We start from the raw sequence: 10651 nt of genomic DNA, 5'->3' as shown, positions 1-10651 counted from the left end.
CTTACAAGTCCATCTCTGTCATGGATTTATCATCAAAAGCTGCGCTGATATCACGCCCGCTAACTATGTCACTGATAACTTCTACTTGGGTCGCGCTGTGCATTGTCTGATCAGGATCTACCTTCAGCACACCAATACGCTGAGCAAGTAAAACGACACTACTAAAATCAAACACGTCAGCCACGGTGCAACGCACTTCAAAATGTCGGTTAATCCGAGATATCAACTGCATTGCCATGACCGAGTTACCACCACAGTCAAAAAAGCTACTGTCCGTGCTCATCTGCTCAATGGGTAATAAGTCGATAAAATATCCAAGTAAAGTCTGCTCTATCTGGTTATCAGGCGCGCGATGGCGCGCTACATGACCAGTTTCAAGCACTGGCAGGGCAAGCGCCTTGGTATCAATTTTGCCATTTGGTGTGCGAGGCCACTGAGCAAGCCAACTGACAAACTCTGGTACCATATAGCTGGGTAGCTTCATCATTAAATGCTGACGAATGGCACTGTACTCCCACTGCACACCTTGCTGTGGACACAAGAGGCAAAACGCGCATAAATGGGCTGTGCCTGACTGGTCTGTTTTTACTAAGACACGTACATCATCATGACCGAGCAACTTGCGCAATTGATACTCAACTTCAGCCAACTCGATGCGATGCCCATGCAACTTCACTTGGTTGTCTAACCGCCCTTGCAACTCAAATCGGCCATCGGGTAAACACCTTGCTTTATCACCAGTTTTGTAAAATCGCAGACGTTGCTGATTAACTGTATGCATCACGAAATACTGGGCACTCAACTCTGCTCGATTAAGATAACCATTTGCCAAGCCCGCACCACTAATCCAAAGCTCACCCCAAACACCAATGGGCAAAGGACCGCTTTGCTCACTCGCTTGCTCAGACATAACAAATAGCCCCGTATTCGCAATACCATGACCAATGGTAATCTCATGTGCATTCGTTATGTGCGCGACGCTTGACCAAATGGTCGTTTCAGTTGGCCCGTACATATTCCAAAGTAGGACATTTTGGTCCAATAGCTTTTGTGCCAAGTTTGCAGTCAACGGCTCACCGCCACAGAGTACTTTTAACCCTGAAATACAACTGGGGGCAGCTTGAATAATAAGCTGCCAAAGCGTTGGCGTTGCTTGCATGAAGGTAATCTGCTGTCGTTCAATCAACTCTGAAATCGCCAGTGGATCACTACATGCAGCTTCACTGGCAATCACTAAGGTCGCTCCAGAAATAATTGGTAAGAATAACTCCAATGCCGCAATATCAAATGCCATCGTTGTAATGGCTAACACATGGTCTTGCTGGGAAATTCCTGGCTTATCTTGCATGGAAAGTAAAAAGTTAGCCAAAGCGCCATGGCTAATTTCGACCCCTTTAGGTCGACCGCTTGAGCCCGAGGTATAAATCACATAAGCGCGCTGCTCACTGGCAACTGTGCTTTTTGGTAATACACTTTGGCACGCGGCTATTTCACTGGCTTCTAGGTCAATATCGATACACACCATGCCCGCATCAACCATGGTTTTAATTTCAGCACATGGCGCATCGCACAGCAGTAAATCAGCTTGCGCATCTGACAGCACTTCTCGTATTCGCGCTTGCGGGTAAGTAACATCAATGGGTAAATAAGCCGCTCCCGCTTTTAACACTGCCAGCATAGCGACCAACAGCTTGCTGGTGCGTGATAAAGCAACCGCCACTAAACTACCCGCCCCAACACCTTGCGCCATGAGGTGGTGCGCTAATTGATTCGATTGCGCTTCTAGCACTTGGTAACTAAGCTGAGTAATATCATCTTTCACCGCTATTTTTTGCGGTGTTTTAAACGCCTGTTGCGACACCATGTCAATCAATGAATCAGACTCAAAACCCAGAAAAGAATTGGCCAGTTGTGCAGATAACATCTGGTTATAGGTATCATCTTTTTGCAATTCAAACAGGTCGCTGTGCATGGCTTGATCTGCGCAGAGATTAGCCACCATGACTAGCCAAGACTGCGCAAAACGCACGAACATGTCGCCATCGTATCTATCACGTTGATAATCGAGTTCAAACCACCACTGCTCACCAATATTCAAGATATTGCAAGACACTTCAAACTGACCAAAACAGTTGTTATTTGCGACCGAGGTTGATTGTAAACCGCTGAATTCTGGTAACGTTTGTACACGATCAAAATTAAATACCGTACTTGGCATGATCCAATCTTGTTCACACAAATGAGCATAGGGAAGATGCTGATGTTCAAACCCTGTGAGTAATCTGTCTTGCACCTGAGCGACTAATTCACCAAACGTCATCGTCGGTGAGACATCCAGTTGCAACGGCAGCATATTGGTGCAATAGCCAAGTAAATGCGCGTCTAATACGTCAGCGTCTACATCAGGTGAGAGTAATTGACGGTCTGAGACTGGTACATTGACAGCAATACGCGTTTGCTCAGACAATTTATGTAACCAAGCCACATAACAGGCCAATAGTGTTGCAAACAATCCGCAACCTTGCTCCTTTGCAATAGATTGAAGGTTTTGCACCGCTTGGGTGCTCACTGGGTACCTCAGTTGTTGCACTTGATAATTGGACTGAGCTTTCGCGCCTCGTTTCAGTGGCAAAACTAACTGCTCACTCGCGGCTAACTGAGCTTGCCAAAAATGCATATCTTCCTGATATATATTTGTCTGGGTGTAGTTTGACAATGCTTGCGCATATTCGGCAAAACTTGGGGCACTTGGGCATTCAACTTGCTCACCTGTACTGTAGTTTTTAGCTATTTTTGCCAATAACAACTGTAGAGAAATACCATCACATGCAATGTGATGCAACACCACACTCAAGTAATGGTTATGCACGTTATCACTCAATAAATAGAACCTGCACAGACCCTCTTGTTCAAAATCAAATGGCTGATAACGCAACGCTGACAAACGCTGTTCAACTTCTTTCAGTGCGTCCTCTGGCGCAATAGAGATACAAACAAGCTCGGGGGCTGCGCAAGTAATATGCTTAAGTTCAGCCACATCAACGCCACAGCTTAGCAGCGGGTAACTGCTCACCACATGTGCGACGGCGCGCTTGAGTTTGTCCACGTCCAGTGCACCAGCCAAGCCAATACTGGCCTGTAAATGATACGCAAGTGCCCCATTTGAACTGCGCAGCGCCAGTGCCAGCAATTGACTTTGTCCTTGAGTAAGCTGACTCGCACAGCCATCGGGGTGCACGACATGAACCGGCTTTGTCACATCACCAAAATAACCAGCTTGCTGCAACGTGAGCGCACTATCTTTAACAGCGCGAATAACAAACTCAATGTCTGCATCACTGTGTGCGGCACTGATAAAGCAATTACGTCCTTCCCAAATGAATACCCCGCGATTCAATAATTCGTAGAAGAACACGTCTAAGTTCTGGCTAAATTGAAAGCGAAATAGCGATGAGAATGCATTGATCGTAATCGGGATAGCATGCTCTTTAAAAAACGCATTCAACTGGTCTTTCAAATAGGTAGTTTTGCGCGCAAGTGCAATCTGTAATTCAGGGCCTTGGCGCTTAATCTCTTTAAGTACCGCAACCGCACTTGCCATGCTCAAGGGGTGCTTACAAAAAGTGCCTGCAAAAAATGTGGTGTCTGCTTGCGGAAACGACTGATCGCCGTATTGCCACATACCACCATCAATGCCATCAAGATATTCTTTACTGCCAGCAACCACACCAATGGGCAAGCCACCACCGACAATTTTTCCGTATGTAGCCATATCAGCTTGGATGTCGAGTAACCCTTGTACGCCACCTGGGTGAGCGCGAAACCCTGTGATCATTTCATCAAAAATTAAAGCGATGCCCAAGCGCTTCGTTAACGCTCTAAGCTGCTTTAAGAACTCGAATGGTTGAAGTTCAGGGTGGCGACTTTGCACAGGCTCGACTAACACTGCCGCTATCTCATGGCCCTGTTGTTTTATCTGCTCAAGCGCAGCGAAATCACCGTATTTAAGCACTAAGTTATCGGCAACGGTTTCGTGGCGTACCCCCGAACACATTGGCTCCACACGCTCACCATCGGGCGCGACGGCCGCCAATGTACCATCAAAATGGCCGTGATAAGCGCCTTCAAATTGAACAATGCGCGGTCGTTTGGTTTTATTTCTGGCAAGCCTCAGTGCAGTCATCACCGCTTCAGTGCCCGAATTACAAAATGAGACTCTGGCTAACCCAGTCAGCTCACTGATAAGAGAAGCCGCCTCACAGGCCTGCGGACTTGCTAGCCCTAGCTGAATGCCACACTCTAATTGCTGAGAAATTGCCGTGTTGATAAAAGAGGGTTTGTGACCAAACAAATTCACCCCAAAGTCCATGGTAATATCAATGTATTCATTGTCATCAATATCCCAAATTCGAGCACCATCACAGCGCTTAGCAAAAATAGGGTAAAGCATTTCTTTGCTCGATAACCTAAACCCAGCTGATGCACGACAATCGGCAAGATGCGACCTGTGCTGAGAGACCAGCTGCTTAGAAGTTGCCGTCTTTTGGCAGTACTGCGTGCCGAGCGCCTCACTGTGCTGACGCATTTCCTCAGTACCTGCTTGCCGCTGCAGCTGCTTGGCTTGAAAACCAGGCAGTACAGATGCCATCGATTGATGAGTCGACTCACTTGTTGAAGGCGTAACTTTTGAGTCTGCAAAACGTGCTTGAGGGGCTGTCGAAAGCGTTGACTTATCACTCGCTTCTCCTTTTGGCTGCTGTCCAAGCCAAGCCAACTGCTGAGCGGTAACATCGGATACACTGAGCTGTGCAGCCTCACTATTCACGCTGGCGGCAGCTTGCAGCTGTGCAGTACAAACACGCTCAATCAAGTGGTTATTATCAGGTACATTAATTGATGCGCTTTCAGATCGCGGACGTGCTGCGTGTGGCGGCGTATTTTCCTCCACAGTCTCTTCTTCCAGCGTCAGATAATCACTATGTTGAGCGACATAGGTCACTAAGTTTGCTACCGTGCTCAACTCTTCATAAAACTGCCGCACACTGAACTCTAAATCGAACTGTTTTTCGAACATACGCACAGCCCGCATTATCATCAAAGAATCCACGCCCATTTCTAGTAGCGCCAGATGCGGGTCGATTTGCACAGCATCCATCCCCAGTTCTTTTGCCAAAGTGGATAAAATATATTCTTCTATCGCCTGTGCTCTGTGAAGCTCATCTGTCACAGGTTGAGGCGATATGGTGCTAGAGGCTGTTGTTGATGATGGTTCTATTTCTCCCATCCAATGCATATGCTTATCAAATGGATACTGAGGTAACGGCAAGCGCTGGGGATTAGACTCTGACGAAAATGTGTAAAAATCCTGCCACTTGATGTCAAAACCGAGCTCATACAGGTTGGCAATACACTCACCTAAGCGCTCGCGATCATCCCCTTTATCACGCAACACCGATAGATAAGTCGCCTCAATACGTGGCAAGTTCTCTTGGATCAAGCCACTTAAGACCGGTTTGGGACCAAGCTCAATAAAACACATCGGCGCCATCTCATGCAACGGCTGTAAGCTGGTATCAAATCGCACTGGTTGCGTAATTTGCTCGCACCAATACTTGGCGTCAGTGACTCTATCTTGTTCTACTTTGCCAGTCACTGAAGAGGCAAACTCGATTTTCGGCTTATGCAATGTGACCGAACTGACCACCTTAGCAAACGCCTCTAACATAGGCGTCATAAGTGGCGAGTGAAATGCAGCCCCTGTATTCAGAACTTTGAAGCGCACTTCCATAGTCGTGAGTTGTTGACAAATGAGTGTGATTGCATCCGTGCCGCCTGAAAATACCACACCGGCTGCCCCATGATATGCGGAGATAGCAGCAGTGTGTGTATGCTCAGCAACAACAGATTGCGCTTGTTCAAGCGTGCACCTTGCCGCAACCATTTGGCCACCTGGGTCTAGCTCATGCATTAAGGTCGCCCGTGCGCTCACCAACTTAATTGCGTCAGCCAAAGACATTACACCGGCAATGCACGCTGCGGCATATTCACCGACACTATGACTAATCAATAGATCAGGGAAAATACCTATTGAGTTAAGCCGTTTTGCCATGGCGTATTCGACAGCAAAAATGGCGACTTGGGTCCAACGAATTTGATTTAATTTTTCATGATGTGACTCTGCGTAAAGCACATCAGTTAAGCGCTCATCATAATGCGCAAGCAACAGAGACTCACATTCATCTATGGCTGCTTTAAACACCTCATCAGATTGATACAGCGCTTTGCCCATATCTGGGTATTGCGCACCCTGCCCTGTGAATAAAAATACCATTTTTGGTGTGCTTACACCTTGATTAGTTGCTATCACAGACACATCTGCATCATTCAGCTGTTGTACTAGCGCCTGCCGATCTATGCCATAAAATGCTTTTTTAACCCCTTTTAACACAGGTGATGTCGAGACTTGCGCAACTAAATCTGCACCAGCTTTGTCACAAAGGGTTTCCAGCTGGCGTGCGAATTGTTTTGCCCAGCTTGATAGCGCCTGCTGCGACTTTGTCGCGAGCGGTAACACATAGCAACTAGGTTGCTTAACTGGTTGATTATGCGCTATTTTATTCTTTGAAGGCGGTGCCACAATGACGTGTGCATTGGTACCACCAAAACCAAATGAACTTACCGCAGCTAAACCCAGTATCCCTTCATTGGTTGGCCAAGGCGTATCTCCGGTTGGGATCGCTATGGCATATTTTGCCCACGGAATATGGCTATTAAGCGTCTCACTATAACGCTGCGCAGGGATCTGTTGATGTTTAAAGCACAATAAGGTTTTGATTAGACCTGCCAGACCCGCTGCCGACTCTAAATGACCAATATTCGCCTTGATTGACCCCACCAATAATGTGTTGCCGCGCTGCTGACAGTATGCCTGTTGCAGAGCTGACATCTCAATAGGGTCGCCCAGTTTTGTCCCTGTACCATGTGCTTCTACATAATCAATATCTTGTGCATTAACACCGGCATGCTCAAGCGCAGATTGGATCACTTGCTGCTGTGCCCGGCCATTGGGCGCAGTGATCCCATTACTGCGCCCGTCTTGATTAACTGCACTCCCTTTGATCACGCCATAAATCGGGTCATTGTCTTCGATGGCTTGCGATAAAGGTTTTAGTAAAATAGAACCAACACCTTCGCTGCGCACATAGCCATTAGCACTGTCAGAAAACGTCTTGCATCGTCCATCTGCAGCCAACATCTGTGCGTTATCACATGCTTGCGATACATCATCGCTCAAAATCAGGTTAACGCCCGCCACCAATGCCTGAGGTATATCGCCACACCTTATCGCCTGCACTGCATGATGCAACGCCACCAGCGACGAAGAACATGCCGTATCAATCGCCAAACTAGGCCCAGTAAAGTTATAAAAATACGATAGTCGATTTGCTGCGATACTCAGCGCATTACCCGTACCGAGATAGGCGGTACTTTTTTGCACTTGCTGTGACAGGGAAAAGTAGTCACTTTGTGAAATGCCAACGTACACTCCCACCTTTAAGCCTGCCAATTGCACTGGCATATACCCCGCGGATTGAATCGCATGAAAAGTGTTTTCCAGCAGTAAGCGGTGCTGAGGGTCAATGTGTTTTGCTTCGCTTGGTGAAATACCAAAAACCGTGTGGTCAAATTCAGCAATGTCATCTAGATACCCGCCTAAGCGCTGTGCATTCACGTCAGCACACAATTGTTGGCGATGCTCACTTGGTGTGCTAATGGCATCCTGTTCAGTGCTTAGTAATTGCCATAATTCATCTAGATTATTGGCACCAGGGTATCGGCAGGCCATACCGATGACAGCAATGTCTGTCTCTTGACTCTCAGCACTGGACGTAGCTTTACTTTGTGACTCGTCACGCAATTGCTCTGGCTTACTTTTTGATTCTATATGTGGGTTGTCTTTACTAGATTGAGTCAGCGCAGCCTTCACTTCATCAAATTGGCAAATATATTGAGCAAGCTCACTGATGCTTGGATACTCATACAAAATGGTCGACTCAAGTTCGATGCCATGTAGTTCAATCAACTCCCCAGAAATGCGCACAGCCTTCATTGAGTCCACCCCCAAGGATAAAAAGGAGGCATCCACATCTAACGCTGTATGCTCTACACCGACTTCCATCGCGATGATAGTTTGCAGTAGCTGACACGCGCTGCGATATAAGGTGTGTTCTGATTTAGACTGTATATTTTTGGCAGGCAAAGGCGCAGCTTGATTGTCTGGTTGTTCTGATTTAAACGCCGCCAAAACCTCAAAACGCCCTTGTTCATAATGCGCTTTATTTTCTTGACGCTGCACCTTGCCACTGGATGTTTTACACAAACGGCTGGGCTTAATCAAAACCACGTCATAAGGCGCTATACCATGCTGCTCGACAATGGCACTGATTATTTTGTCTATCACTTGTTTGTGATCTAACTTGCGAATAGCGGTGCGTTTGACTTGCTGTACAATAACCAATTTGTCTTCATTGTCAGCATGAACATAAAAAGCCGCGCCGCCATTGCTTTCGAGTGCGCTATCACACTCGCTGACTGTGAGCTCAATATCTTGTGGGTAATAATTTTTACCACGGAAAATCAGTACATCTTTAGAACGCCCAGTAACAAAGAGTGCCTGCTGCTGTAAAAAGCCCAAATCGCCTGTACGTAAATAAGTTCCACTTTCTTCACCCGCAATAGTCGCTTGAAAAATGGCTTTTGTTTGCTCAGGCTTATTCCAATAACCTTTCGCGACACTCGCCCCTTTCACCCAGATCTCGCCAACTTCACCTTCATTGCAGCGCTTTAGGGTGCTTGGCGACACAATGGCAACCTCATGTTCACACCATGTATGACCACTGGATACAGCCTGGTAAGTAGATGACTCTGCGTTGTTCCCATTTTCGACGGTACGCTCTTTTATTTTGGCCACACCATCCAGCATTTTGTCATTATCTAGGGTCAAAATTATCGGCTCGCAAAGCAAGGTCCCCCCTGTCGCAAAAAGCGTTGTTTCAGCCATACCATAGCAAGGAGACAAACTCTCTTTACGTAATCCGCACTGCTTAAACTTTTCGTAGAAACGCTCAAGGGTACTGGCACGAACGGGCTCAGCACCATTTAGAGCTGATTGCCAATGGGATAAATCAAGCTCTGCCAATTCTTCTTCTTTGATGGTATCAACACACAAGTCGTAGGCAAAGTTGGGGGCACTGGATGTCACCCCTTTAAACTCAGTCAGTAATTTGAGCCAACGTATTGGTTTTTGTAAAAAATAAGTAGGATTCATTAAGCACGCTGGCGCACCAATGTAAATTGGCTGCAATATGCCAAAAATAAGTCCCATATCATGAAAGTGAGGCAACCAACTGACGATCGGCGTTTTGCTACTGTGGCCAAAGGCCACCTTCATCATTTCTTCGTTGTCGACAATGTTATCATGGGTGACCATAACCCCTTTTGGGGCACCCGTAGAGCCAGATGTATATTGTAAAAATGCCAAATCTTGGCCATTTACTGAAATGGTTTGCCAATCAGGCTTAACGTCACACTTTATGGTATCCGTTGTAAACAGTGCCAAGTCATTGAGACTCGTTTCTGACTCAAACAATGGACGTGCTATCTCATTCACCTTCTCTGAGGTCAACACACCTGTTGCTCCAGCGTCCTCAATAATACTTCGCAGCCGCGTAATATTTTGATTCTTTTTTGGTGGATACACTGGGACAGCAATGATCCCAGCATATAGACACGCAAAAAATGCTTCGATAAACGCAAAGCCAGAGTTATATAGTAAAAGTGCACGATCTCCTTGCTCAAAGTGCTCACTTAAGTGCTGTGCTATTTGTCTAGCTCGTTGATCTAACTGATGATAAGTCAATGATTGACTTGGAAGGTCGTCGGAGAAAAAGTATTGATACGCAGTGTCACCACCACGGGTATTAGCTAATGTAACTAACGCAGTCACTAAGTCTGTTTTCATGCCATGCCCACAAAAAGAGTGATTAAGTGATCTCTGTGCTAGGATCTGGACGCTTTACAGGCTTTGTGTTCTATGCAATGAAGGCTGTTACCGCAATCCTAGCTCTAACCACAAAATTGAAAAAAATTAATCAATTTAAAATTCACAACGAACTAACAACCGCGTGACATATAGCTGTTCACAACTACGCATACGCTTGTAGACGTGCAAAAAAGAAGGTTAATTAACTTCTAAACACTGCAAGTTAAGTTAATAGACTACACCTTTTACCACTTCCCAAAAACCAATATAATATTGATTTTAAAGGGTTATTAATAAAAGAAAATGCTATTCATGCAGGCAAGACAACTAGACAACAATACTCATTACCTAAAAATCGGAATATTCTTTATTTATTAATTACTGCCATTAAGATGCTATCACACAAAATAAAAAAATAAATCAAAATTACCAAAAATTAACAAATAGATAAGATATAACCCTCCGTAAAGTTTAAACTTTATGACTCTCTCCAATGCAAAGCAGGACTCAGGCTAGATAACCTCAAATGCAGTTTATAGTTTCACTTAGAAGGTTGTTAATCAATGCTGATGAGATTACCAATAATCTAGTATCGCTGTATGAACGCAT

At 45.8% G+C, this 10651-nt stretch carries 1 protein-coding gene; it reads right to left on the bottom strand.

What is annotated here, in order from left to right; all coding sequences use genetic code 11:
• Position 1: 1 nt before the first annotated feature.
• Positions 2-10021 carry a hybrid non-ribosomal peptide synthetase/type I polyketide synthase gene (locus tag S4054249_RS01780; RefSeq protein ID WP_046355919.1) on the bottom strand — a complete coding sequence of 3340 codons (10020 nt, stop codon included), beginning with the start codon at positions 10019-10021 and terminating at the stop codon, positions 2-4.
• Positions 10022-10651 lie beyond the last annotated feature (630 nt).

This window comes from Pseudoalteromonas luteoviolacea (assembly GCF_001750165.1).
Lineage (GTDB): Bacteria > Pseudomonadota > Gammaproteobacteria > Enterobacterales > Alteromonadaceae > Pseudoalteromonas > Pseudoalteromonas luteoviolacea_G.
Note: the sequence above shows the minus strand (reverse complement) of the source record. Positions and strands in the feature narration are given on the sequence as shown.